Annotated in this window: 28 protein-coding genes; 6 read left to right on the top strand and 22 right to left on the bottom strand. The window is 46.5% G+C overall.

Annotated features, from left to right (window positions below):
• Window positions 1–103: 103 nt before the first annotated feature.
• The 9 genes from HMPREF2865_RS05595 to HMPREF2865_RS05555 form a co-directional block, all read right to left on the bottom strand.
• Entirely contained in the window at window positions 104–598 is a 495-nt protein-coding gene (locus HMPREF2865_RS05595) for a nitrous oxide reductase accessory protein NosL (protein WP_070646263.1), read from the bottom strand.
• Complete coding sequence (locus HMPREF2865_RS05590; RefSeq protein WP_070646258.1) at window positions 595–1,425, bottom strand: ABC transporter permease; 831 nt, start codon at window positions 1,423–1,425, stop codon at window positions 595–597. The genes HMPREF2865_RS05595 and HMPREF2865_RS05590 overlap by 4 nt, the downstream gene beginning before the upstream one ends.
• Window positions 1,422–2,321: an ABC transporter ATP-binding protein gene (locus HMPREF2865_RS05585; RefSeq protein ID WP_070646255.1), complete on the bottom strand. Its 900-nt coding sequence runs from the start codon at window positions 2,319–2,321 to the stop codon at window positions 1,422–1,424. Before HMPREF2865_RS05585 ends, HMPREF2865_RS05590 begins: the two co-directional genes overlap by 4 nt.
• A gap of 56 nt (window positions 2,322–2,377) precedes the next feature.
• Window positions 2,378–3,763 (bottom strand): nitrous oxide reductase family maturation protein NosD, encoded by a 1,386-nt coding sequence (locus HMPREF2865_RS05580; protein WP_070646252.1) that lies wholly within the window; start codon window positions 3,761–3,763, stop codon window positions 2,378–2,380.
• Between the two features lie 192 nt (window positions 3,764–3,955).
• Window positions 3,956–5,923 (bottom strand): TAT-dependent nitrous-oxide reductase, encoded by a 1,968-nt coding sequence (gene nosZ, locus HMPREF2865_RS05575; RefSeq protein WP_070646250.1) that lies wholly within the window; start codon window positions 5,921–5,923, stop codon window positions 3,956–3,958.
• A 108-nt stretch (window positions 5,924–6,031) separates the two neighbouring features.
• A complete protein-coding gene (locus HMPREF2865_RS05570; RefSeq protein ID WP_168163632.1) occupies window positions 6,032–8,380 on the bottom strand; it encodes a NosR/NirI family protein in 2,349 nt (782 codons plus the stop codon).
• 414 nt (window positions 8,381–8,794) lie between these two features.
• Window positions 8,795–9,871: a trimeric porin PorB gene (gene porB / locus HMPREF2865_RS05565; RefSeq protein WP_070646247.1), complete on the bottom strand. Its 1,077-nt coding sequence runs from the start codon at window positions 9,869–9,871 to the stop codon at window positions 8,795–8,797.
• A 313-nt stretch (window positions 9,872–10,184) separates the two neighbouring features.
• Window positions 10,185–11,030: a tRNA pseudouridine(38-40) synthase TruA gene (gene truA / locus HMPREF2865_RS05560; protein ID WP_070646244.1), complete on the bottom strand. Its 846-nt coding sequence runs from the start codon at window positions 11,028–11,030 to the stop codon at window positions 10,185–10,187.
• 225 nt (window positions 11,031–11,255) lie between these two features.
• Entirely contained in the window at window positions 11,256–13,241 is a 1,986-nt protein-coding gene (locus HMPREF2865_RS05555) for a FimV/HubP family polar landmark protein (RefSeq protein ID WP_083309568.1), read from the bottom strand.
• A gap of 353 nt (window positions 13,242–13,594) precedes the next feature.
• Between HMPREF2865_RS05555 and HMPREF2865_RS05550 the strand changes: the two genes are divergently transcribed.
• From HMPREF2865_RS05550 to dtd, 6 genes are all read left to right on the top strand, one after another.
• On the top strand, window positions 13,595–14,128 hold the full coding sequence (locus HMPREF2865_RS05550) for a septation protein A (RefSeq protein WP_070646238.1): 534 nt from the start codon (window positions 13,595–13,597) through the stop codon (window positions 14,126–14,128).
• Window positions 14,128–14,418 carry a YciI family protein gene (locus tag HMPREF2865_RS05545; RefSeq protein ID WP_004519663.1) on the top strand — a complete coding sequence of 97 codons (291 nt, stop codon included), beginning with the start codon at window positions 14,128–14,130 and terminating at the stop codon, window positions 14,416–14,418. The genes HMPREF2865_RS05550 and HMPREF2865_RS05545 overlap by 1 nt, the downstream gene beginning before the upstream one ends.
• Window positions 14,415–14,687, top strand: a complete 273-nt coding sequence (locus tag HMPREF2865_RS05540) for a BolA family protein (protein WP_070646235.1) — start codon at window positions 14,415–14,417, stop codon at window positions 14,685–14,687. The genes HMPREF2865_RS05545 and HMPREF2865_RS05540 overlap by 4 nt, the downstream gene beginning before the upstream one ends.
• 69 nt (window positions 14,688–14,756) lie before the next feature.
• A complete protein-coding gene (locus HMPREF2865_RS05535; RefSeq protein WP_070646233.1) occupies window positions 14,757–15,629 on the top strand; it encodes a peptidylprolyl isomerase in 873 nt (290 codons plus the stop codon).
• Window positions 15,630–15,673: 44 nt separating this feature from the next.
• Complete coding sequence (locus HMPREF2865_RS05530) at window positions 15,674–16,438, top strand: peptidyl-prolyl cis-trans isomerase (RefSeq protein ID WP_070646230.1); 765 nt, start codon at window positions 15,674–15,676, stop codon at window positions 16,436–16,438.
• A gap of 96 nt (window positions 16,439–16,534) precedes the next feature.
• Complete coding sequence (gene dtd, locus HMPREF2865_RS05525; RefSeq protein WP_070646227.1) at window positions 16,535–16,996, top strand: D-aminoacyl-tRNA deacylase; 462 nt, start codon at window positions 16,535–16,537, stop codon at window positions 16,994–16,996.
• A gap of 59 nt (window positions 16,997–17,055) precedes the next feature.
• Here the strand turns inward: dtd and HMPREF2865_RS05520 are convergent, their stop codons facing one another.
• The 13 genes from HMPREF2865_RS05520 to hisH form a co-directional block, all read right to left on the bottom strand.
• Window positions 17,056–17,574 carry a gluconokinase, GntK/IdnK-type gene (locus HMPREF2865_RS05520; RefSeq protein WP_004519659.1) on the bottom strand — a complete coding sequence of 173 codons (519 nt, stop codon included), beginning with the start codon at window positions 17,572–17,574 and terminating at the stop codon, window positions 17,056–17,058.
• Between the two features lie 91 nt (window positions 17,575–17,665).
• Window positions 17,666–19,051, bottom strand: coding sequence for a GntP family permease (locus HMPREF2865_RS05515; RefSeq protein WP_070646224.1), 1,386 nt, complete (start codon window positions 19,049–19,051; stop codon window positions 17,666–17,668).
• A gap of 293 nt (window positions 19,052–19,344) precedes the next feature.
• A complete protein-coding gene (locus tag HMPREF2865_RS05510) occupies window positions 19,345–19,566 on the bottom strand; it encodes a hypothetical protein (protein ID WP_070646221.1) in 222 nt (73 codons plus the stop codon).
• A 43-nt stretch (window positions 19,567–19,609) separates the two neighbouring features.
• Complete coding sequence (tatC, locus tag HMPREF2865_RS05505) at window positions 19,610–20,386, bottom strand: twin-arginine translocase subunit TatC (RefSeq protein WP_070646218.1); 777 nt, start codon at window positions 20,384–20,386, stop codon at window positions 19,610–19,612.
• A gap of 15 nt (window positions 20,387–20,401) precedes the next feature.
• Window positions 20,402–21,064, bottom strand: coding sequence for a Sec-independent protein translocase protein TatB (tatB, locus tag HMPREF2865_RS05500; protein ID WP_070646215.1), 663 nt, complete (start codon window positions 21,062–21,064; stop codon window positions 20,402–20,404).
• 3 nt (window positions 21,065–21,067) lie between these two features.
• A complete protein-coding gene (gene tatA / locus HMPREF2865_RS05495) occupies window positions 21,068–21,271 on the bottom strand; it encodes a Sec-independent protein translocase subunit TatA (RefSeq protein WP_003679438.1) in 204 nt (67 codons plus the stop codon).
• Window positions 21,272–21,306: 35 nt separating this feature from the next.
• Window positions 21,307–21,630 carry a histidine triad nucleotide-binding protein gene (locus tag HMPREF2865_RS05490; RefSeq protein ID WP_070646212.1) on the bottom strand — a complete coding sequence of 108 codons (324 nt, stop codon included), beginning with the start codon at window positions 21,628–21,630 and terminating at the stop codon, window positions 21,307–21,309.
• Window positions 21,631–21,747: 117 nt separating this feature from the next.
• A complete protein-coding gene (locus HMPREF2865_RS05485) occupies window positions 21,748–22,071 on the bottom strand; it encodes a phosphoribosyl-ATP diphosphatase (RefSeq protein ID WP_070646209.1) in 324 nt (107 codons plus the stop codon).
• Between the two features lie 32 nt (window positions 22,072–22,103).
• Entirely contained in the window at window positions 22,104–22,502 is a 399-nt protein-coding gene (hisI, locus tag HMPREF2865_RS05480) for a phosphoribosyl-AMP cyclohydrolase (protein WP_107724171.1), read from the bottom strand.
• A 52-nt stretch (window positions 22,503–22,554) separates the two neighbouring features.
• The gene (hisF, locus tag HMPREF2865_RS05475) at window positions 22,555–23,322 is read right to left on the bottom strand and encodes an imidazole glycerol phosphate synthase subunit HisF (protein WP_070460193.1); all 768 of its coding nucleotides are present in this window, start codon (window positions 23,320–23,322) and stop codon (window positions 22,555–22,557) included.
• A gap of 40 nt (window positions 23,323–23,362) precedes the next feature.
• Window positions 23,363–23,680, bottom strand: coding sequence for a multidrug transporter MatE (locus HMPREF2865_RS05470; protein ID WP_070460191.1), 318 nt, complete (start codon window positions 23,678–23,680; stop codon window positions 23,363–23,365).
• Window positions 23,681–23,844: 164 nt separating this feature from the next.
• Window positions 23,845–24,582, bottom strand: coding sequence for a 1-(5-phosphoribosyl)-5-[(5-phosphoribosylamino)methylideneamino]imidazole-4-carboxamide isomerase (gene hisA, locus HMPREF2865_RS05465; RefSeq protein WP_070460189.1), 738 nt, complete (start codon window positions 24,580–24,582; stop codon window positions 23,845–23,847).
• 73 nt (window positions 24,583–24,655) lie between these two features.
• The gene (gene hisH / locus HMPREF2865_RS05460) at window positions 24,656–25,300 is read right to left on the bottom strand and encodes an imidazole glycerol phosphate synthase subunit HisH (RefSeq protein WP_049331165.1); all 645 of its coding nucleotides are present in this window, start codon (window positions 25,298–25,300) and stop codon (window positions 24,656–24,658) included.
• Window positions 25,301–25,369: the final 69 nt, after the last annotated feature.

The raw sequence follows: 25,369 nt of genomic DNA, 5'->3' as shown, positions 1-25,369 counted from the left end.
TTTTTATCTTTATATTGAAAGCCGCATTCATTAAATCAGCAATCGACAGCTTCCAACACAAAGGCCGCCTGAAACTATTTCAGACGGCCTTTTATTGATTGTTTTATTTGAAAATGTATTCGTCGGGCATCTCTGCAAAACCGACTACTCTGCCGCCTTTTTCTTTGGCGAATTTTTCAGCCTGAGCCTTGTCGGCAAACGGAAGCGCGTCTTCCGCACCCATGCCGCCGATAAAGCTGCTTTCAATAACGTAATAGGCTTTTTTCGCATCTATCCATTCGGCATCGGCATTGGGTTTTTCCCAATCTTTGACTTTGCCCATATCGGTAACATAGATGGCATGAATGCCTTTAGGCTCTTCGGGCAGTTTGGTGTAGCCAAACATCTGCTTGATGGTGGAAAACCAAACCGGTTTGTCAGGTTTGCCGTTCAAGAAGATTTGCGCTTTAGGGCCGTTGTGTTCAGTCAAATTCATGCTGCAGTAATGACCCACTGCGCTGTCGCTGATTTGTTGGGGCGCAGGCGGAGGGCTGTTGTCCTGCTTGCTGCAGGCTGCCAATGCGATGAGTGTGAAGGTTGTCAATAATATTTTTCTCATATTTGTCGCTTTCCGAAAATCCAGGCGGCTAAAATCAAAGGAATGATAACCCATAATATCTGAGCCGTCAGCAAAACAGGCATACTCAGGCTGATTTGTTCGCTCAAACCAGCCATACCTGCGTACATCGCGGTGTTTTCATAACCGGTCAGATTGAGCAGACGGTAAATGTCGGAAGGATTGAACAAGAGAATGGTTTCCACTACAGGCGCGGTAATGACTTGTTCGGTATCAGCAACCAAAACACCTAAAAGCGCCATATCGAAAATAACGACAAAAAACAGCCATACGCCGATGGCGATACCGGCGGCGGTACCGCGTTCTTTAACTTTTGCGCTGATCAAATAGCCCATGGACAAAAAGGCTGCGCCAAGAATCACGCTGGCAGCAATCAAAAGAGCGAAAGGTTGCCATGCGGCAATATCAAAACCGCCGTTGGCAAGCTGAAGGGTAATACCTGCCAATCCGTAGCCTGCCGTGGTAGCAAGAGCAAGAATGATGAGGTGGCCGATAAATTTACCGGCAAGGATTTGGTTGCGCGAGATGGGGTAACTTAGCAGCAACGCCATTGTACCGCGCTCGATTTCGCCAATCAGTGCATCATAAGAGAGCAACATCGCAATCAGCGGAATCAAGAAGATAGACAGGCTGGACAGACTGACTACGGTTACCGTCAAGGGATCAACCTTGACCGAACCGGTAGGTGAGCTACCGAGAAAGCCTAATGACAGTGCCAATGCGGCAAGCAAAAGTGCGGCGGCAAGAACCCAACGGTTGCGCAGGCTGTCGCGGACTTCTTTGCCGGTAATAATCCAAACGGGGTTCATACGTCTTCCCTCTTCAAGAATTGCGCGTACATATCGTCAAGTGTAGGCGTGTGGATATCGATGTAGGCAAGACTGCCCAAATCACCCAATTCGCTCAAAAGAGCCATGCGCTCTTCTGCTTTACATTGTGCTTGGTATGACAGGCCGTCTGAAAGTAGATGCCAACGCTCGCTCAACGGGCGCGCTTCTTTCAAACGGACATTGACGGTCAGCGGCAGACCGCTTTGAACATGCAACTCATCCATGCTGCCGTCGGCAACTTTCACGCCGTTTTTCATGACGATGATGCGGTCGGCGTGGCCGTCAAGCTCGGCCAGTGCGTGGGTGCTGAGTAATACGGTTGCGCCGCGCCCATTGAGTTCGCGCACAACTTCATAAAACATTTGGCGTGAAGCCGGGTCAAGGCCTGTGGTCGGTTCGTCAAACAATAAGACTTTAGGCTCACCCAACAAGGCCTGTGCCAAAGCGAGACGCTGGCGCATACCTTTGGAGTAAGTGCCGACACGGCGGCGTGCCGCTTGAGAAATGCCGACACGCTCGAGCAATTCACGGTTTTTACTCAGGGGCTGTTTTTTAAGTTTGGCATAGAAATCCATGGTTTCGATACCGGTCAATGAAGGGTGCAATGCAACCGTTTCAGGCAGGTAACCGATTTGGCTGCGACGCTGCGCGCCTGCTTTACTGCCGGTCGGCTCTCCCAAAAGCATCACTTCGCCCTTGGTCGGCGTAATCAGGCCGAGTATCAGCTTCATAATGGTAGATTTGCCTGCACCGTTGTGTCCTGCCATGCCGACGCTCTCGCCAGCCTTGAGAACCAGATCGACTTGATTGACGGCCTTTTGGCTGCCAAACTGCTTGGTCACGTTTCTCAATTCAACGTGGTTGGTACTGCTCATGGATATTCCTCTAGTGAATGTTTCAGACGGCCTTTGATATTGGGCCGTCTGAAAGGTTACATATTGGCATTTCCGCCTGTCAGCGCACCGTTTTCGGCATTACCCCATTCGGATTGGTGCGTTTTTGCTTCATGCAGCAATTCGTCCTTCATGGCTTCGTATTTGGTTGTCGTTTTATTGCGGACAGGGTTCATCAAAGGCTTGCTGTCAATTACGCCGCCAGGCAGGATGGCGGGAAATTGCGATTGCGCCCATTTGACAATACTGATGGCAGGGCTGTTCATCAATAACCGGGCGACGGGCGCACGCCAGATGATTTGGTCAATAATCCCGTTGGGACGGTAGGCACTGTCGCCGAAGCCGTCGCCGTCAAGGTCAAAGGCGCTGTTATCACTCCAATAGTTGCCGCGACCACCCTCGCCCCAATCAAGGAAACGGGTGCTGACGTATTTGACTTGGCTTTCGTTGTTGATAAACGAATTATTGAACAGGCTTGTGCCTTCAATGGCCGCGGTAAAGTGAATACCGATTTGACAGTTTTCAAAATGGTTGTCGAAAATTTTATTGTAGTTGGCATTGTAGGCAAACACGCATTTGCCTGCCTTGTTGATCACATTATCGTGAATTTCGGAATAATTGACGTAGTTGAGCATAATGCCTTGGTCGCGGCTGCCAACGGCAATGTTGCCATACACTTTCAGGCGTTCGGAAAACATCAGCACATAACCCATGTTGTTGCCGACGGAGATATTGTTGCTGACTTCGCTGTCATTGGTGTACATATAATGGACGGCAAAGCGCAAGTCACTAAAGCGGTTGCCTTTGTAGGTATTATGGGTACTGGTATTTGAAAAAATACCGTCACGGCCTTTGGAAATATCGTTATCGACCACTTGCGCACCGGGCGCATTCCAGACAGTTACGCCGTTGCCGCGTTCGTTGATGCGCAGGGTTGCATCGCCGATGATTTTATTTTCCCGCACCATGGATTCTGCCGCACCGTGAATATATACGCCGACAGAATTGTCGATGATGTTGTTATGCTCCACCAGCGCGCGCGTTGCCGTCTCTTCTAAATAGATACCGGCATCCATTGCCGGCAAACTCATGCCGGAATGGGAAACAGTCAGATTGCGCAAAGTTACATCAGGCGCATGAACGGCAACCGTCCTCCCGCTCCGGTCGCCAACAATCTTGGCGGAACGGTCGGCAGGGCCTTCGATGGTAATGGGTTTGTCGATATAGAGTTTGGTTTTGTATGTACCGGAGGCAAGCTTGAGCGTATCGCCGGCTTGGGCGCGCGCCAAAGCATCATTGAGATTGTCTTGTGCGGATACGTTGATGACTGCAGCAAAGGCCGTCTGAACCATGCTGCCAAGCAGCAATACGAGTGCGGCACGTTGCCATTTGGAACGATGGATTTGTGTGTGCGTCATAATCATATCTCTGTTTCAGACGGCCTGCTTGCCGCATGATAAACTGATGCGGAAACAGGTATTTTGGTGTTATAGCAAAGCTGTCTGATGATGGCTTTCATTTTGTGGCCATATCGGCCGACAAACAACTTTGCTATAAAGGCCGTCTGAAAGAATGTTTTTTCAGACGGCCTGAAGAATTAAATCATCAAACCGAAATTATTTTGGTTTAACAATCATTTGGCCAGACATTTCCATATGCAATGCGTGGCAGAACCATTGGCAGTAGTACCAGTGTACACCTGGACGGACAGCCTTGAAGGTTACAGAAGATGTAGCTTGCGGGCCAATCTCCATAGCAATGCCATAACCTTCCAAAGTAAAGCCGTGAGTCAAGTCTTCAATGGTCTCAACGTTGGTTACATATACGGTAACTTCGTCGCCTTGGTTCACTTCAAATTGAGGAACGCTGTAAGCAGGCGCAACGGCAGTCATGTACACGCGTACTTTGTTGCCTTCACGTACGACTTTGGCAGCTTTTTCCAGCTCAACACCGTCTTTTTGAGCTTGTTCCAAAGCTTCTTGCCAGAACCATGGGTCTTTGCGGTCCCAAGTTTTGCTTGGGTTCACTTTAGACGCGGCAACCAAGCACAAGTCGTGTGGTTCGGCAAAAGTCGGATTGTCATGCACCAGACGCATTTCGTCGCCGGAGATATCGATCAATTGGTCACACTCAGGTTTCAAAGGACCGGCATTCAAGAAGCGGTCTTTAGAGAACTTGTTCAAAGATACCAACCATTTACCGTCGGCTTCTTTGGTTTCGCCCATGGTAGTGTGGTTGTGGCCCGGTTGATAGTGAACGTCGAGTTTTTGTTTGATCGGATCGATTTTCTCGCCTTTATAGGCTTTAATCGCATCGTCGATGTTCCATTTCACCATTTGGCTGTCGATAAACAATGTGGTATAGGCATTGCCGCGACCGTCAAATGCAGTGTGTAATGGGCCAAGACCCAGTTGAGGCTCGGCTACGACAACATCGCGCTCTTTGATTTTACCTGCAAACAAGTCATCCAGTTTGCTGACATCCAATACGGTAACGGTTGGAGACAGTTTACCGTTGAGCATAATGTATTTGCCGTCAGGGCTTGCATTACAGCCGTGAGGAGAGTTAGGAACCGGGATGTAACGAGTGTATGGAGAGTTGGCTTCCGCACGACCGTCCAACATTTTCACGCCGTTAACCTCTTTGAAGTCGCCTTTTTTGATGCCTTCTTCGATGGCGGCCAGGTTAAATACCACACACCAGTCTTGTTCGTTAGAAGATGCACCTTGTACAGTCAGAGCGCGCTCAGAGTTATAGCAGGTAGAGAAAGAGTATTTACCTTGGTAGTCGGCATCGCCGTTGTCCAAGTTACCGTCTACCAGAACTTGCCATGCGATTTCCATGGTTTCGCCATCAATTGCGGTATAAACGGCATTCCAAGTTTTCGCATCATCCCATTTGCCTACGCCGTCAACTGGAACAATGTGTTCGCCGTTAGCAAAAACATAACCGGTTTTTGGATAACGTTGCGGACGCAGACCGTGGATACCTGAAGCATTAGGAATATCGATGATTTTATCGGTTTTCATTACATCCAAGCGGACGCGGCAAACACGGGTATTTGCTTTATCGTTGGCATATGCATAGCGGCCGTCGTAAGTTTGATCGGTAAAAGACAAGTGCGGGTGGTGCAAGTCGCCGTTAGGGTAGCAGCGCAGACCGCTGTCTTGCAGAAATTTACGGGTTTCCGGCGTAATTTTTTCATTCAAAATACGCAGGCTCTCGTTGGTACGACCCCAACCGGTAGCGCTGTCCATATTGAACACAGGGATACGCATCAATTCACGCATAGAAGGTACGCCGATCAAGCGCATTTCGCCTGATTGACCGCCTGACAAGAAACCGTAGTATTGGTCAAGTTCGCCTGGACCGACTTCGGAAGTTTGTTTGCCCGGTTCGGCAGAATGAGCAGCAGCTTTTTCGGCAGGTGCAGCACCGGAAGCAGCAGCTTTATCACCCTCGCCGTTAGAGCAACCGGCCAAGCCCAACAAACCAGCACCGGCAATACCTGCACCGGAAGCAGCGGCAGTACCTAAGAATGAACGACGGCTTAAGCCGTTTTGTTCTAATTTTTCGTCTGACATACGACACTCCTTGGATAAAATCCGGCGGCCGATTTTTTTTTCAGACGGCCTGCCGATGAAAAAATTTCTAAGTTGGGCTGCCGATACAGCCCTCTTTTTTATAAATAACTACTTATCAACACTAATTGCCGATTCTTTTTTAACAAACTGAACAACTTGTTCTTGAGCATTTTGCGTTGCTGCCACATCATGCTGCTCAGATTTTGCCGCTGCTTGTTTTTGTTTTTTCTTATTCGTTGCCACTACTTGAGGACAACGCGTATCGTGGTGATACATTACCTGACAATGCAGACATTGGATACATTCGTTCGGATGAATATCGCCTTCTGGTGCAATGGCCTGTACCGGACATTCATGTGTACAAATCTGACAAGGGTTGCCACACATTTTATAGCGGCGTAACCAGTCAAACACACGGAAGCGACCCGGCAATGCGATACCCGCACCCAAAGGACACAGATAACGACAGAAGAAACGTTCGATAAACAAACCGGCAATCAACAAAGCTGCAGCAAACAATACAAACCACCATTCGCGCATAAACTTCAGAATAATCGCAGTTTTGAAAGGTTCAACTTCTGCAAATTTTTCAGCAGTGCCCAAGTCGTACAGGGAAATAGCCAGCAAACCGAAGAAGATAACATATTTAATGGCTGTCAGGCGCGTATGCAACAGATGTGGCACAGTAATTTGTTTTACGCCCAGTTTTTTAGCAAGGCGATTGGTCAACTCCTGCAATGAACCGAAAGGACACAGCCAGCCACAGAACGTACCCCTGTTCCACAACAGCATAGTTGCCGCTGTAAAGAGCCACAGAATGAACACCAGCGGATCCATCAGGAAGAATTCCCAGTGGAATTCAGTCAAAATTGCGGAGAACAAGGTTAATGTATTGACAACCGATAATTGCGCTTGCGCATACCAACCAATATAAACCAGGGTAAATGTCAGGAAGCAGAGGCGGAAACGGTCATACCATTTTTCGTAACGTACAATCCAGTCTTGGAACAAGAATACCAACAGGAGAATTGTCAAAGCAATACCGACAACAATAATTTGACCTTGTTTGGCTTTCCAAACTTGTTTCCAAAGTTGGTTGGAAACACCATCATCACCGGCAGTCGCATCTTCGGCAATACCCGTACTTTCAGGTGCTGAAGCTGCAGCCGCAACTTGCTCAACCGGCGCGCTGATTTCAACAGGTGGTGCTTTTGGATCATCGACATAGTAGCCTTTTGGCAATTCGTAATCCAAATCTGCAGTTACGAAAGCTTTATCGTTAACGCTCAACACACGTTGAATCATCAGTTGTAAACGCCATGGCTCGGCAGCATCAAATTCCACACCTTCAGGGATAGTAAACCAAGAAACCTCTTTAAATGCAGGCGCACCTTCCGCTGCCAAAGCAACTACACGCTCATGTTGTGCATCGGTAAAACGGAAGCTGGTATCGCCCTGAATCATTTCGATACGGTCGAAGATACCGCCACGCACATAGCCTGAGCCTTTCCAAGAGTATCGGCCTTCACCGGCAACCATAATTGCCTGTTGACCTGGTTGCAAACGTTTTTGCAGATTATTCCAACCGGCTTCACCTAAAAGGCTTTTACCGATAGAAGGTTGGCTGACCAAAGCAACATATAAATCAACGAATGTATCGTTACCATCGCCCTGCTCTGCATGGTCTGTAACACCTGCTTTACCGCCTTTTTCAAACAGTTTGTTGATATCGTCAACAGAAATATGCAGATGACCAACAGCTTTTTGTTCTAACAGTGCATTCCAAGACTGAATATCTTGTTTATCAGAATTCACAGCACGACGAGGACGGGTTTGAACCGCAGGCTCATTTGCAGCTTGTTCACCAGAAGCGGCAGCAGCACCGGCTTGAGTCGCTTTATCCGTACCCAAATGATATTGATGAATAACCGATTTGACAGAACGCTGAATACTGTCGTTAATCACCATTAACGTTACAGTCGCACCACTGATGATATCACCAGGAGCCACGCCAGGCTGCGGAGGATTTTTAATAAAATTTAAGCCAATATATTTATCAATGAATTTATCAACACGGGATTGCGGAATACCAATCAGCATAATTGGTTCATGATGTTCAACCAATTTTGCTCCCGCAATAGTGCCATCATTGGCCAATGCAATCATCGTATCGATCGGCTTACTCGAATAACCGCGCGTATTAACCACATCAGTCGTGATATAAACCAAGCCAAGTTGCTCTTCGCCTTTATATACACGAGCAACCAAAGGCTTACCTTCCGGTTTGCCGTAGCGATCAGCACCAGGAAAAATTTCAGAAGGCTGAATTTTTGCCAAAAAATCAGGCAAGCGCTCTGCGTAAGCAGGTAGGCTTACTATCATCATAGAAAATACAGCAAACAGCACAAGGATTTGTTTCCAAATGCCACTTAAGCACTTCATTTTAAGACAGGACATGGTTATTCCCGATATATCGATACTCTAAACACTTATATTATATGAATCATCTATCGGCAATAATTTGATTAAAATCAAATTTACAAATCTTAAAACCAAATTCTACATGCTAATAATACTTTAGAACTATAAAAATAAATCTTTTATTAGTAGACATGAAATATAGGAAAATCAACTTAATCCAATGACCATCTTTATATTGTTAACTTATTTATAATAATACTCAAAACAATTTCCAAGATTTTATTTAGCATATATTTAATAGAATATAACCTGGCTTAGATTCCCATAGGCCGTCTGAAAAAATATCGAAAATACTTTAACCTGCCCCTACACTGACAAAATACATTCCCTATAAAAACAAAAAGAGCCTGTATAAAACAGGCTCTTTTTCAGACTAATCTCTAAGTCAGATTAGAATTTGTGACGCAGGCCAACAGTACCAGCAGTTTTCTCGTATTTGTAGTCGCCTTTGCCTTCTTTCAACCAACCGGCAGACAGCAGTGCAGAAGTGCGTTTAGAGAAGTCGTAGTCAGCACCAACGATAACTTGGTTGTAAGCGCTGTTCTCTTGTTTCACGCCTTCTTCTTTAGCTTTGAAGCCGTGAGCGTAAGAAACACGAGGAGTTACGTTACCGAAGCGGTAAGCAGCAGTTGCACCAACTTCAGTACGTTCGTTTTTCTTAGCACCAACTACGTCAGCTTTGAAGCCTTCGTATTGACCTACAACAGCAACCATCAGGTTATTAGCATCGTAACCAGCAGTCAGACGGTGTGCTTGGTGATCTTTGTAAGTACCAGCAGCCAAAGTACGGTTGTGGTTGAATGCTTTTAAGTGATCATCACTCAAAACTGCACGTTTAGCATAAGAACCAGCGTAGCGACCGAAGAAGCCAGAGTTTTCGTAGTTCAGACCCAAGTCGTAAGAGTCGCGGCTTTTCACAGCGTGATCGTATTTATCGCCAGGGTTAGCATTATCACGTGGTTGGTATTGTACGCTTGCGCTGAAACCACCCAATACAGGAGTATCGTAACGAACAGATACTTTACGAGAATCTACACGTTTGATTTTATCCAATTGCAGAGCGTCTGCGTTAGCTGCACCAGACTCCCAAGGATCGAAGCTGTCGCTGCTGTCATTCAGAGCAGTATTCAAGTTACCGGCACGAACTTTACCGAAACCACCTTCCAAGCCCAAGAAAGATTCACGGTTAGCGAAACCAGAGTCACCACCGGCGATAGAAGTTTTTTGTTCAACTTGCCAGATAGCATTCAAGTTGCTACCCAAGTGTTCGTGACCTTTGAAACCGATGCGAGAACCGTAATCAGCGATTTCAGTAGCAGTTTTCTTACCTTCCTGAACTTTACTAAATTTTCCAGTTTTTACTTTAGAAATATCCACGCCGGCTTTGATTTGACCGTACAGAGTCACATCAGCCATAGCTGCAACAGGCAGAGCTGCCAAAGTCAGAGCAATCAGAGATTTTTTCATTGCTGTATTCCTTTTCTATTGTGAAGAAATAACTTAAGCAGACCGGACAATCCGCTTAGGCTTACTTTATCGCTGGAATCAGCGATTCCATGACTGTCACTATAATTGTTCCTTTCTAAAAAAACAAACTTTATTCAATTCCCCCCCACTACTGTAGAAACCAAACAAAGGCAGAGACAACCCCAAAAATGGAAATTTATTATTTAAAATCAATGATAAATTTCTTCAAAATCAAGATTTGCATTTTTACAACACTTTATCAGTTTACACATCAATCACGCTATTTTGTTGCTTTTATACCAACAATCCGCAGTCAGGCCGTCTGAAAATCATTACCTAGAACGCTCATCCACTCGGGCAAAGATAGTTGCGTTACCCCAAACTCATCAGGATAGTCAACACCTGTTAAATACAGACCATCTGACATAAAAGTTGGCGGAGCCTTCAATCTACTTTTGGCATGAAAGACCGACTCAAACTCATCCACACTGATTCTGCCACTACCCACATACACTAATGCACCCATAATATTGCGCACCATATGATGCAAGAATGCATTTCCATGCAAATCAAGGCACAGATAGCGAGAAGTTCCACCAATACTTGTCCTATATAGTGTTTTTACAGGGGATTTCGCCTGACATTCAGCCGCCCGAAAACTGGAAAAGTCATGTTCACCCTCCAACAGGGCAGCAGCCTGCCTCATCAGATTTAAATCTAATTTCAAATGCGTCCACCCTACTCTGCCAACCAATAATGGAGAACGAACCGGTGAGGATTCCAATAAATAACGATAATGTCGGCCATAAGCATCAAATCGGGCATGAAAATGAGGTGCAACTTTTTGCGCAACCAACACAGCAACACCATCAGGCAAATGCGCATTGACACCCCGCACCCATGCTTGCTCAGGACGACTTACTGATGTATCAAAATGCACTACCTGGGCAGTTGCATGCACACCCGTATCCGTCCTTCCCGCAACAATAGTATTAATCTGCTCCCCTGCTATTGAAGACAAGGCCTGCTCTAAGGCCGTCTGAACAGTCGGCAAATCTCCAGCCTGTTTTTGCCAACCATAAAAACGACTACCGTCATAAGATAGGGTCAAAGCCCAACGCTGCATCAGATGCCCTGTTGTATTTCCTTGTTCAGTCATTTCTTATACTTCTTGTAAATTGATATTATTGCCTACACTCAAGTAACAAATATTAAAAAGGCGTGATCAACACACGCCTCTCATGTATTTCAGACGGCCTTCATCTTCAACCATCATATAAAGCTGAAATCTTACCCAACTGACAATAGACTCAGCCAAAATCTTGCTTTTTAATTTACCATAAAAAAGATGCCGTCTGAAACGGCATCTTCATTTGACTGACACTTATGCGCCAAGTTCTTTCATCAGTTTTTGGGCTTTATACAGAATATCTCCTTCAGCCTCTTCAATCAGCCCTTGCAATGTTTCTCGAGCCGCTTCAGGGTCACCAATTTCGATATACATCTTAGCCAAATCATATTTGGCTTCAAACGGTGCAGTCATGCCGACTGATTCTGAAACAAAGCCTCTTTCACTATTGCTTTTATCGGCAGCCACTGAAACATCTTCAGATCCCCATTCCAATGCACCTTCTTCAATCACAAACTCAGAAGCAGCTTCTTCTTTCTCTACTTCTTCTTTGGTTTCTTGAATTTGCAAGTCTTGATCTTGCTTGATATCGAATGGCAGCACATGGCCGTCTGAATCTTCAGGGGTATCTACCGTAAACTCGAGTGGCTCTTCATTTCGCGACTCGAAGACTTTTGTTTCTGTCGCAAAATCAAACTCATCAAATGTATTTACCTGCTCTTCTTTACGCTCAGGCATAACAATAGATACCGGCTGATACGGATTTTCTGGTTCAGGCTCGTACACGCTTTCTGTTGATTCGATACTATCCCAATCAGCATAGCGACGTTGCTCTGTCTCAGCATCATGCGTTACTGCACCTGAAAGAATACCTGTCTGACTATTGTCAATCTTACCCAAATCAAGTTTGACATCATTAATAGTGGAAGATTCTTCTACTTCATTGATAACCACATCATCTTCGAAATCATCTTCGATAAACAGACCGTCTTGAGTTTTTTCTGACGGCATTACTTTAGTTGCAGCAACCGCAGCAGCTGAAGCAGCAACATTTTTCTGTACAGCCTTCTCTTCATCCTTACGGCTTACAGGTGCTTCTTCCGGCTCATCTTTGCGTTTACCGGCAGCTTTCAGCAACAACCAAGCAGCAATAAGGGCTGCACCACCTGCCAACAACCATTTCCATAAATTGCCGTCTGATTCGCTTTCTGTTTGCTCCGCGACAGAATCAGTGGTTGCAACAGGCTCAGAAGCCACTACATTCTCTTGAACATCAGAAGCCATAACGTCTTGAACATCGGACGCAGGAACAGTCGATGCGGCATTTTCATTAACCGCTGCAGATGCTGTTTGTTCTGTTTGTTCCGCTGAAGCTTGTTTTACTTCTTCCTGTTGCTGTGTATTTACGCCAGCATCTTTAACCTGGGCTTCAGTTTGAGCCTCAGGCTGAACAACAGGTTTTTCTGTTTTAGCTTCTGTTGCATTGACGGTTTCATTGCCTTTCTCTGTCGCTGTATTGGTTTTAACAGGAGCAGAAGCAGCCAAGCGTTGCAATTCGCTACGGTTTGGAATATTCAGTACTTTACCTGCCAACATACGGTTGGCATTGTTATCGATAAACACATCCGGATTGGCATTTACCAAAGCCTGGATGGTTTGATCCAAGGTCATACCCTGCGGACGGATACTGGACGCGATGGCAATCAGGGTTTCACCCGTACGCACCAAATGCTGTCTGCCTGAACGTGAGGCCGTATCATTTTTAGTAGGAGCCGTCTGAACTTGTTTTTTCTCAGCCTTACGCTGCACATCCTTACGCGCTTGAGCTGCCTGATTACCTGCTGCTTTATTGTTTTTAGTTACAGGCTGTTGGGCATTGCGTGTTGGCTCGGAGGATTGAGATTCAGTAGCCGGACGGGTACGAACAGATGCAGCATCTTTAGAATCATATCCGGCCGGATCGATAATGGCGGTGTATTCACGCGATTGCGCGCCGACACCTACTTGGAAAACCAAAACAGGATCTTTGATGGCTTGAGAAGAGCGGATAGTAACGACTGCCTTATCGCCTGATTTGCGTACCGCCGCGCGCAAATTGCCATTTGAAATAGTGGCCTTACCGCCATTGAGCAGAGCCTGAGCTTCCTCGCCAGTCACAGTGATACTGCCTGTAAAAGGCTCACCCAAATGAGATTGAACATTCAAGCCGCCCAAACCTGCAGAGGCACTGAGCGATGTCATTAAAGCGATAGAAGCTGTAATTAATTTAATATTGTGATGTTTTTTCAAAACGGATCCCCTGTTCGAAAATTATGGTACTAACCAATGTGCGCGCATTTAACCATATATTTACTAGATATTACGTCATGATATATTTTTAACCCATCCCTGCCAAGCAATAGAGGCTATTCAGCCTAAAATTCCTTAGCAAATCTATTACTTTTGCATGCTTGTGTTTCTTTTTTACAAATTTCGCCAACCCAAAACAAATATTTTATATAAATATATGTGGTATTGAAGTTAAGGGGAAAGGTGCAAAAAAACACATCTCCCTGTATGATTAGCATTTACTCAATTAGTTTCATCATTAATATATGAAGATTTTGAGCGACTTATTCGCCGTATTCTTATTTTTCATCACATATATCATCACCAAAGACATGATTGCCGCAACAACTGTTGCGGTTATAGTCGGCATTGCCCAAGCTACGCTGACCTTTTGGAAACACCGTAAACTGGATACCATGCAATGGGTCAGCCTGATTTTGATTGTCTTTTTTGGCGGCGCAACGATTCTGCTGAAAGACAACCGCTTTATCATGTGGAAACCGACCGTTCTGTTTTGGATCGGCGCCATCGTCATGCTGTTCAGCCACCTTGCCGGTAAAAACGGGCTTAAAGCCGTCATGGGCAAAGAAATGCAGCTCCCTGATTTTGTATGGACGCGCCTGACTTATGCATGGATTGGCTTCCTAATTTTTATGGGTGCGGCCAACCTCTTTGTCTTTACGTATTTTCCAGACCAATGGGTCAATTACAAACTGTTCGGCACATTGGGTTTCACAATCATTTTTTCCATCGCACAGGGTATGTATCTGATGCGTTTCCAGCCTAAGGAGGATCAATAATGGAATATTTCATGCTTTTGGCTACTGATGCCGAAGATGTCCACGAAGCACGCATGGCAGCACGCCCTGCTCATTTAGCACGCTTAGAAGAATTGAAAGCGCAAGGCCGTCTGCTGACTGCCGGCCCCAATCCTCTACCAGATAATCCGGAACGCGTTTCCGGCAGCCTGATAGTGGCTCAATTTGAATCTTTGGACGCTGCACAAGAATGGGCTGAACAAGACCCTTACGTCGATGCCGGCGTATACGCAGAAGTATTGATTAAACCCTTTAAAGCCGTATTCAAATGAGCAATATGCGTCAAATTATCGAGGAACGCCTGCAGGCGCTTGAGCCTGAGTTCTTCGATTTTGAAGATGAAAGCCATCTGCACGCCGGCCATTCCGGCAATAAAGGCGGTGGGCATTACGCTATAGTGGTGGTCAGCAACTCATTTGAAAACATTGGCCGCCTTCAGCGGCAACGTATGATTAAGCAGCTTTTACAAGACTTGTTTTCAGACGGCCTGATTCATGCACTCAGTATCAAAGCGGCCACGCCGAACGAATACTTCCATTAAGATTACTACTTAAACTTTGATTTCTAATCATTAATTTATTTCCAATCATTAATTTAAAAGAGAAATACAATGAAAAAAACCTACTTTGCTTCAGCCTTGATGCTTGCTCTGACTTCCGGCACCCTGTTTGCCCAAACTTTGGTTACCGTCAACGGTCAAGCCATCGACAGCAGCGTTATCGATGACCAAGTTGCTTCCGTACTCGCCAGCAACCCGAACGTTCAAGACACTCCTGAATTGCGTCAAATGCTGACTGAACGCCAAGTTATCAGCACTGTTGTTACCCAAGAAGCCAAAAAATTAAAACTGGATCAAAGCGCTGAATTCAAAACAGCATTGGAACAAGCGCGTGCCGATGCCGCCAAACAAGGCGCAGATAAAAAAGCCACATTCAAAACCGAATGGGCAGTTTTCGAAAAAGATTTATTGGGCCAAGCTTTTGCAGCACATATCGTCCGTCAAAATCCTGTTCAAGAAAAAGATGTCAAAGCCGCTTACAACGATTTCAGCAACTTCTATAAAGGTACTCAGGAAGTCCAACTGGGCGAAATCTTAACCGACAGCAACAGCAATGCCCAAAAAGCCATTGCCGATTTGGATGCGAAAAAAAGCTTTGTTTCGGTATTGAACCAATACTCAATTGACGAAGCGGCCAAAAAAGCCGGCGGCATCCCTAAAGCTTATGTTCCGCTTAAAGATTTGCAAGAATCAGCGCCTCCGCTTTACGCTGCAGTCAAAGACCTGAAAAAAGGTGCGTACACTAAAACTCCACTGCAAAACGGTAATCTGTACGCCGTTTTCTACGTCAATGACCGCCGTAACGTTACCGTACCTTCTTACGAAGTCGCTAAAAACGAGATTGGCAGCGACTTACAGGCAGCCCGTGTTGATGCGGCCATTCAATCATTACTGAAAAAAGCCAGCATCAAAGTCAACAAATAATATAAGGTGCCCGCCGTGATAGCGGCGGGCAATAAGGAACTCACATGAACATCAAGCCCAAAACTGCCGTTTTGGCTATCCTCGCCTTGTCAACCGTGAGCTTAGCAACCGCCAAAGCGCCTGAAATCGATCCCGCCCGTATCGACAGCATGGTCGCCGAAGTATTGAGACAGGCCGATCAACATCCCAACCAGACTGCCAAACCCGATGGCCAGGCAATCCGCAAAGATGTGGTTACACGTTTGCAGACTTTGGAAATTTTGAAAAATGAAGCCATCAAGGCTGGTTTGGACAAAGATGCGGAAGTGCAGAATCAGCTTAAAAACGTTGAAGCTGAGTTTTATGCCAACCAATACGCTGCCTATCTAGAACGCCAAACCGCGGTTGACGATGCTGAGTTGCGCCGTTTCTACGACCAGCAAACACGCATTATCAAGCTGCAACAAGTCAGCTTTGCTTCAGCCGACGAAGTACGCGCCGCGCAAGAACTGCTGCTCAAAGGCTTGTCATTTGAAGAACTGATGAAACGCTATCCCAACCCCGAACAAGAGTTCGACGGCTTCATCTCTCCACAACAGCTCTCTCCTCAACTGGCTACCGCTTTTGCCGACATGAACCGAGGCGATGTAACGCATGAGCCGATTCAGATGGAAAGCCGTTTTTATCTGTTTAAACTCAGTGCAGTAGAACGCGATCCCAATGCCGAACCCTTCGAACTGGTACGCAATCAGATTGCCCAAGCCGTTAAACGACAAAAAGTCGAGAATCAGATCGAACGTATCTTGAAAGAAAACGGCATTAATCCGTAAATTAATTCAATAGTTTCAGGCCGTCTGAAACCATATTTGAACCCAGAGGGCGTATCTTACGCCCTTTTTTACAACTCCTTGTATTCACAAAATATTATGCGCGCTGTTATCCAAAAAGTTACCCAAGCTAAAGTTGACGTTTTGTCCGAAAACTCCTGCGAAACCTGCGGCGAAATCAACAACGGATTTATGATATTGCTCGGCGTTACCCACACCGATACAGAAGCGGACGCCAAATACATTGCAGACAAAATCTCCAATCTGCGTATCTTTGAAGACGAAAACGGCAAATTAAATTTATCGCTCAAAGATGTCGGCGGCTCGATATTATTGGTTTCTCAGTTTACCCTTTACGCCGATGCGCGCAGCGGCCGCCGCCCATCTTTCTCCAATGCCGCACCCGCAGAACAAGCGGATAAACTTTATCAATACACCGCACAACTTCTACGCGAACATGGCTTAACAGTCGAAACCGGCAGATTCCAAACCCATATGCAGGTCTCCCTTTGCAATGACGGGCCGGTTACCTTACTGCTCGATTCACAAAAAACATTCTAAATCCCATCGAAAAAGGCCGTCTGAAATATTTCAGACGGCCTTTCCATTTCTGATCATTACTAAATCAAGCCTTGCGCTTTCACCCAGTTCACAATATCTGCCTCAACGGCTTCAGGCGAACCCGGATTGTCAATTTTAACGCCGTACTCATCCGCACCCAGCTCTTCCAAAATCTCCAGCTGCGAATCCAGCATTCCGGCTTTCATATAATGCCCCTGACGCGACAACATACGCTCGAGATTAATTGCTTGAGGCGGAGTCAGATGGATAAAAGCCACCTTCCCTTCTGCGCCACGCAGAATATCGCGGTATTGGCGTTTGAGTGCGGAACAAGTAACGATGGAATATTTTTCCCCATTTTTTGCCTGCTCCGTCATCCAATCACGCAAGTTGCCCAGCCATGGATAGCGGTCTTCATCCGTCAACGGAATACCGGCACCCATCTTGTCGCGATTGGCTTGTGTATGGAAATCATCGCCTTCGGCATACGGACATTGGTTGAGATGTTTTTGCAAAGACAGCGCGGCAGTGGTTTTACCGCAACCGCACACGCCCATCATGACAAAATGTGTCGTCATTTTTCTACTCCTTGTTTATCTAGATTTTAACGGTATTTGAAAACAGGAGGATTGTGTTATCTCAAAAACACTATCCGTCGGCCGTTTTCGATTAAACCAAGATAAACAACACTGACGATAAAGCAAAACCGATGAGTGCGATAAGTGTTTGGTTGACCGTCCACGTCTTCAAGGTCGTCGGTACATCCATATTCAACAGACGGCCGACAAGCCAGAAGCCGGAGTCGTTAAAGTGGCTGCAACCGACGGAGCCTGCCGCCGTAGCCAATACCACGCAAGTAATCTGCCAATCGCTGAAACCTGCCGCTGCAACAGCCGGTGCCATCAACGCGGCAGCGGTAGTCAGGGCAACAGTCGCAGAACCTTGCGCAATACGCAAAGCCAAAGCCACCAAGAAACAACCCAGCAAAACAGGGATACCCAAGTCCGCCATACTGTCGGCCAAAGCCTTACCGATACCGGAGGCACGCAACACGCCGCCGAACATACCGCCTGCACCGGTAATCAAAATGACCGAGCAAACCGGACCCAATGCACCATCGATGGTTTTCTCCAATGCGCTGGCTTTTTCACCACGTTTGCCACCCAATACATACAGGGCTACCAAAACGGAAATCAGCAAAGCAATCGGTGTCGAACCGAGCATTCGTGCAAACTGCACCCAGCCTTCATCCGCACTGACGATTTTTTCACTGATCAAAGTGGACAAACCGGTATTCAAGAAAATCAACAGCATAGGAATCAGCATAATACCGACGACGGTAGATGCTTTTGCAGGCGCTTTCGGTTGGTCGTTATCTTGCGTACCGCCACTGATCAGATCAGGAACGGGGACATGAATGCTGCGACCCAAAACTTTACCCAATAAATAGCCGCTGAAATACCAAGTAATCAAGGTAACAGGCAAACCCAAAATCAGCAGTTGACCAATATTTGCGCCATAAAATTCAGAAGCTGCAATCGGGCCGGGATGTGGCGGCAGGAAAACGTGCATGACGGAAAATGCGCCAATAGATGCCAACGCATAGGGCAAAACAGTTTGCTTCATGCGGCGTGCTGTTGCAAACACAATCGGCAACATCACCACCAAACCGGCATCAAAGAAAATCGGAAAACCGAAAATCAAAGAAGCCACGCCTAAGGCAAACGGCGCACGTTTTTCACCAAAAATCCGAATCAGCGCATCCGCCAAAGATTGGGCACCGCCGGAAGTTTCCACCAAACGGCCGAGCATTGCGCCCAAACCGACCAGCAACGCCACGCTGCCGAGCGTGCCGCCAAAGTTTTTGACCAACACATCATTGACGATATTGCCCATAGGCAGGCCTGTTACGATAGCAGTCAGCAAGCTGACCAATACCAACGTCAGCAAAGCATGAACACGCAGTTTCACAATTAAAATCAAAATCAGCAAAATTGCTGCCGCCGCAATACCGAGCAAAGTGCCGGCACTCAACGTTTGAGTCCAATCATCCATTTTGAAGCCTTTCTCTGTAAGAAAAATACAAATTTATTAATATTTTTTAACATATATGAATACGATAACACATTTATCCATGAAATCGTACGGCTGAATCCAGCCAAAATATAAGCACCTATTTTTCCAAACTCTTTTTGTAAGATGCTTGAAAAATAAGGATTACAAAGAAAAAGAAAGGTGACAAAAAGGCCGTCTGAAACGTAGTTAATTTTCAGACGGCCTGACATCATGCTTTTTAATAAAATAGAAACGAATATTTTTTCAATTACCTAAAATCAAGTATTTTCAGCTTATGTATTGGTAAAAATCACCCCATTTCCCAAACTTAATTCCGGAAGTTTGGTATTAAAATCCAGCCCATTGAGGCATGAGGGACTGTTACGCATTACTGCTTCGATTTCGACAAAATCCTCAGTCGAAATTTTTAGTCGCATCAAAAGAATCTGGGGCGGCAATGTTTTACGATTCCCCAAACATCCATCATGCTTTTTCTTAAAAACTGAAAGTGCCATGATACAAAGGCCGTCTGAAAAATTCTTCAGACGGCCTTGATTCTTAAACTTCTGACGGTGGTTGCGGTGTATCTTTATCTTCCTGCTGCGTTTTCGCTTTGATAAAGCGGCTGAACCAAATACCTGCTTCATAGAGCAGAATCAGCGGAACAGCAAGCAGGGTTTGAGAAATTACGTCCGGCGGCGTGATGATTGCAGCCACGACAAACGCACCGACAATCACATACGGACGCGCATTCTTAAGCTGTTCAGTCGAAACAATGCCCATTTTTGCAAGTAACACCACAACGACGGGAACTTCGAACGTCGTACCGAATGCAACAAACATGCCCAAAATAAAGGACAGGTATTTGTCGATATCGGTCGCCATATTGACACCGACAGGGGTTACACCGGCCAAGAATTTGAAAATAACGGGAAACACCAGGAAATAGGCAAATGCCATACCGACGAAGAAGAGCGTCACGCTGGACAACACCAGCGGCGTAATCAAACGCTTTTCGTTTTGGTATAAAGCCGGGGCGACAAACGCCCAGACTTGATACAGCGTGTGCGGCAACGACAGCAGAAACGCCGCCATCAAGGTAACCTTTACCGGCACAAAAAACGGCGCGATCACATCGGTCGCAATCATGCTGGTATCTTTAGGCAGATTGGCCATCAATGGTTCGGCAACAAAGGTATAGAGCTGCTGGGCAAACGGCATCATACCCAAAAAGCAGACAACAATACCGATGACGATCCACATCATACGGCGGCGCAGCTCGAGAAGATGCTCGATAAGCGGTTGGACGGGTTGTTCGTGTTGAGGTTCGGACACCGGTTGACTCACTTTTTACTTACGAACACGCAGTTTGGGCTTGGCGTGGAATTTCGGGCGCATATCGCGTTTGCGGCTCATCGCCTGCTTACGCAGAGATGTCGTATGCAGCGGAGGAACATCGGCGGCAGGAGCTTCGACATAGCTGACTTCAACCGCCGGTGCGGGGGAAACCGATGCGGTCAAATACTCACGCCAAGCGCGGTCTTGCTCGGATTCAGCATTTTCAGCTTCGACAAGCTCTTGGGTTTGCACTGCCCCACCCTGCTCAGAAGCTTGGATTGCGCTTTCATGCTCAGTGCTGTTTGAAGCCAGATCAGGCAAAGGATTGCCAAATTCATCCACACCGAAATCGGCAGGCGTTTTCTGTTCAGGCAGGCGTTCCCACGGCTTGAGGCCGTCTGAAATATCGCTCAGATTTTTTTGTGCATCGTTGCCCAAGTCTTTGATACCGTCGCGAAACTCAGATGCGGCGGTTTCAAATTCCTGCTTCACCTTGCGCAATTCGTCCAACTCAGCCTGAGTGTTGAGCTCCTGCTTGACGTTGTTGACGAATCCTTGCAATTTGCCGACCAAACGCCCGGCCGTGCGCGCGGCTTGCGGCAGACGTTCGGGGCCAAGCACTATCAGGGCGACAACGCCGACCAGCAGCAATTCGCCCAAACCGAAATCAAACATGGATTATGCTTTGTCTTCGTCTTTTTTGTGTTCGATGACTTCGTCTTTTTTGGCATCTTTGCCGTCTGTACCTTCGTTCAGGCCTTGTTTGAAGTCATGTACCGCACCGCCGAGGTCTTTGCCGACGTTGCGCAATTTTTTGGTACCGAATACCAAAACGACAATAATCAGTACGATAATCCAGTGCCAGAGAGAGAAGCTACCCATGATAAATCCTTGAATTTGTTAAAAATAGATAATAGTTATGCAGGCGTACCCATGATATGGATATGCAGGTGGAAGACTTCTTGTCCGCCGCCTTTGCCTGTGTTGATCAGGGTTTTGAAACCGTCGGTCAAACCTGCCTCATGGGCGATTTGAGGAACTTTTAACATCATTTTGCCCAACAGGGTTTGATATTCGGCAGTTGCGTGTGCCAGTGAATCGAAGTGCACTTTCGGAATCAGCAGCAGATGCACCGGCGCGGCAGGACGGATGTCTTTGAAACAAAGCATCTCATCGTCTTCATAAACGGTTTGCGCCGGAATATCTTTGGTTGCGATTTTGCAGAAAATACAATTATCCATAATGGCTCCAATGGCCGTCTGAAAACGAGCGTAACGGGTTTCAACCCAAAAAGTGAAATCGTTTTGCCCCAAGAGACGGATTCTGAAACAGGTCAAATACGAGATTGTAATATAAATTCAAGATTCTTTGCGAGAAGCTTTTTCCACTAACCCCGACAAACCTTGACGGCGCGCAAGCTCGTTTACCACATCTTCAGCGCGCAATCCGTGATGCGCCAATAAAACCATGGTATGAAACCACAAATCCGCCACTTCGTAAACCAAATGTTCGCCACCGCCATCTTTAGAAGCCATCAAGGTTTCACCCGCTTCCTCGATGACTTTTTTCAGAATCTTGTCTTCGCCTTTGTGCAGCAGTTGGGCGACATAAGAAGCATCAGGATCGCTGCCTTTGCGCGAATCGATGACGTTTTGAATTTGGGTAAGGATAGTATCGGTCATGGTCGGTTTCTCTTATTTTCTTTCAGACGGCCTTAAGGATGTTTATGTCCGTAAATCGCTTCTTCATCTTTCAACACGGCATCAACTGCCTGCCATGCGCCCTCTTGCCAAACTTTGTAAAAACAGCTTTCGCGCCCTGTATGGCAGGCAATGCCGCCGTTTTGTTCAATCAGCATAACCACTGCGTCGCCATCGCAATCCAGGCGCAATTCGTGTACTTTTTGCGTATGTCCGGACTCTTCGCCCTTCATCCATTGTTTTTGGCGGGAACGGCTGTAATAGTGGGCAAAACCGGTTTCTACGGTTTTTTGTAGGGCTTCGGCGTTCATCCAGGCAACCATCAGCACACGGCGTGTCTGCCAATCTTGGGCAATCGCGCAAACCAAACCTTTTTCATCAAATTTTACGGCATTCAGCAGCGTTTCGTTTATGTTCGACATTCGCGCCTTTCTCCCATATTTTCAGACGGCCTTTAGATAGCAATCACAAACGCACTTCAATTCCTGCTTCACGCATGGCCAGTTTCGCTTCGCGGATACTCGCTTCGCCAAAGTGGAAAATACTGGCGGCCAATACCGCATCTGCCTTTCCGTCTTTAATGCCGTCCACCAAGTGTTGTACCGAACCGACGCCACCGGAAGCAATGACCGGAATATCGACCGCTTCACTGACCGCGCGTGTCAAAGGCAGGTTAAAACCTTGCTTGGTGCCGTCCCGATCCATACTGGTCAGCAAAATCTCGCCCGCACCGCGCCGCTGCATTTCGACAGCCCATTCCACCGCATCCAAACCGGTCGGATTACGTCCGCCGTGGGTAAAGATTTCCCAACGGGTATTTTCAGGGTTGACCGCTTTGGCATCCACGGCAACGACAATCGCTTGTGAACCAAAAAAACCGGCCGCTTCATTTACCAAATCAGGATTGGTTACAGCGGCCGTATTGATGCTGGCCTTATCGGCACCGGCATTAAGCAGGCGACGGATATCGGCAACCGTACGCACACCGCCGCCGACCGTCAATGGAATAAAAACTTGTGATGCGACTGCCTCAATAACGTGCAAAATAGTATCGCGATTGTCGCTGGAGGCAGTAATGTCCAAAAAGGTCAATTCATCCGCGCCTTCATCGTTGTAGCGTTTGGCAACGTCAACCGGATTGCCTGCATCGCGTAAACCCAAAAAGTTGACACCTTTTACCACGCGACCGTCTTTTACATCCAGACAAGGAATAATTCGTTTTGCCAATGTCATACTCAATACCTCTTATCCGTTCTCAGGCCGTCTGAAACCGTCAGGCCAAAAATTTGCTCAACCAATCCGGCAAATGTTGCAACAGCTGAAAATAACCAATCCCCGCCATCATCGCCAAAACGCAGGAAATAATGAAATTGCTGTCGATGCGACCGACGATGGAAAAAATCAAACCGGCAAATGCCCATATTATCCCGTTGAAAATCATCCAATAGGTATCGATAATCGGTAAATCAAACGCCGTCAGCTGCCGCAATATCACTGCAATCAGTGTAAACCACAAACTTTCACTTAGTGGATACACTTCGCGGTCGGATGACCAGATAATCCAAAAACCCAAAACAAACGCTTCAAGCATACTAATCCCTTAATAAAATATCGATTGGGTTGTTTTTATAATTATTTCAAACAGATATAAACCCATGACCTATACAGGCAATCCCTTTGAGTGCATTTTTGTGTGCTGCGTCAGCCGCTGCGTTTTAATGGCCTGCAAGGTCTTATCCGCATAATCTGACACACTTAAGCCAAAGAATCGGCCAGTTTTTGCGCCTGTGCAAAATCAATGCTTCCCTCATAAATTGCACGGCCGGTAATTGCACCGCTCACGCCTTCGTTTTCAACGGCACACAATGCACGGATATCATCCAAATTCGTCAAACCGCCGGAAGCGATAATCGGAATATTCACGGATTGGGCCAATTTGACGGTAGCTTCGATATTCACGCCGCTCATCATGCCGTCGCGGCCGATATCGGTATAAATAATGCTGTTGACGCCATCGTCTTCAAAACGCTTGGCCAAATCGACGACATGATGCTCCGTTACCGTTGCCCAACCGTCTATCGCCACCATACCGTCTTTGGCATCCAAGCCGACGATAATCTGACCCGGAAAGGCCTTACATGCTTCGCGCACAAATTCAGGATTTTTTACCGCGGCCGTACCGATAATCACATCGGTCAGACCCAAATCCAAATACTTTTCGATGGTGCCCAAATCACGGATACCGCCGCCAAGCTGTACCGGAATATCTTTGGCTACGGCGGCCAAAATTTCTTTAATCGCCGGAAAATTTTGAGGAACGCCTGCGAATGCGCCGTTCAAATCAACCAAATGCAAACGGCGTGCGCCTTGATTGCGCCAATGCAAAGCCATCTCTGCCGGTGAATCGGAAAACACCGTCGCCTGCTCCATCAAGCCTTGTTTTAAGCGAACACAGCGTCCTTCTTTCAAATCAATGGCAGGTATCAACAGCATTTTCTTCTCCTCTATTCAATTTCAGTATATTTTACACAAATTAGCGATTTTTAGCAGATTTATGTTAAAAGCCTCAAATCTGCCAATTTAAAAAATTACGCAGCAGCAGCAATCCTGCCTGATGGCTTTTCTCCGTGTGGAACTGTGTGGCAAACACATTGTCCTTACCGACAATGCAGGCAAATTCATTCGGATATTCGCTAACGCCTAAAACAATCTCTTCATTTTTCGGTGCAAAATAATAGCTGTGAACAAAATAGAAATACTCGTTTTGCCCAATGTCTTGAAATAAAGGATGCGGACGGGTTTGGCGCACTGTATTCCAACCCATATGCGGCACTTTCAGACGGCCTCCTTGCTCATCGGTTTGATTGGGCAAAAACCGTTTTACTTGACCTTCAAACCAACCCAAACCATCTGTATCGCCTTCTTCACTGTGTTCAAACAATAATTGCGCACCTACGCAAATTCCAAAAAACGGCTTGTTTTTCAGGCCGTCTGAAACCGCCTCGCCCAAATCGCTTGCCTTCAGCGCCGACATACAATCCGGCATGGCACCCTGCCCTGGAAAGATAACCTTATCTGCCGCCATCACCTCTTCGGGCCGCGAAGTCAGATAAACCTCGGCATTTTGATTGGACAAGACCTGCGCCGCCTGAACAGATTTCAATACTGAGTGCAGGTTTCCCATTCCATAATCGACAATCGCTACTTTCATTGTTTCTCCTCAGGCCGTCTGAAAACATTTAATGATTAATATAATAATAAGAATGATTGTAGCAAAAGA

The sequence above is a fragment of the Neisseria sp. HMSC073G10 genome (assembly GCF_001812605.1).
Classification (GTDB): Bacteria; Pseudomonadota; Gammaproteobacteria; order Burkholderiales; family Neisseriaceae; genus Neisseria; species Neisseria subflava_A.
The sequence above is the reverse complement of the archived record's forward strand: the minus strand, read 5'-3'. Positions and strand labels throughout refer to the sequence as shown.